Annotated in this window: 1 protein-coding gene; it reads left to right on the top strand. The window is 57.7% G+C overall.

The genetic code is table 11. The features are described from left to right. On the top strand, window positions 1–420 hold a 420-nt coding region (locus tag QQJ79_RS15790), incomplete at its 5' end, for a helix-hairpin-helix domain-containing protein (protein WP_284223883.1). Window positions 421–605: the final 185 nt, after the last annotated feature.

Genomic DNA, 605 nt, shown 5'->3' with positions numbered 1-605 from the left:
CTTGGCCAGTTGGGCGCAGCGGAGGACGTCTTCAGGGAACTGGGCGTTCGGGATGTGATCCTTGCGGGCATCGCCAAGGGGCCGGATCGCAACGCCGGGCGGGAACGTTTTTTTGTACCCGGCAAGGCACCCTTCTCCCTTCCGGAAAAAGACCCCACCCTCTATTTCCTGCAGCGCTTGCGGGATGAGGTGCATAACTACGCCATCACCACCCACCGCGCCAAACGGTCCAGCGCCATTCGCCGGTCCCCGCTAGATGAAATTCCGGGAATTGGGGGCAAGCGGAAAAAGGCCCTGTTGAACCGTTTCGGTTCCGCCAAGGGGGTCGAGCAGGCCGCCCTTGCGGACCTTGAAAAGGTAGAGGGAATCTCGAAAACCCTCGCCCGGACGATCTTCGATTTTTTCCACGAAGAAAATTGATTTCAGTCCTTTCAATCGGCCAAGTCACCTCTATACTGAGGGGAATTGTAGCCCCTGAAACAAGGTATCGGGTATGCTTCTGAGTGTTCCAAATCTGCTGACCCTTTCGCGCATTGTGGTCATCCCGCTTCTGCTTGCCTCCTTCTACCTTCCGGGGGATCTGGCTAGCTGGGTACCGCTTGGGC

Origin of the sequence: Brevundimonas denitrificans (assembly GCF_030160755.1) — a bacterium.
Taxonomy (GTDB): domain Bacteria; phylum Pseudomonadota; class Alphaproteobacteria; order Caulobacterales; family Caulobacteraceae; genus Brevundimonas; species Brevundimonas denitrificans.
Note: the sequence above shows the minus strand (reverse complement) of the source record. Positions and strands in the feature narration are given on the sequence as shown.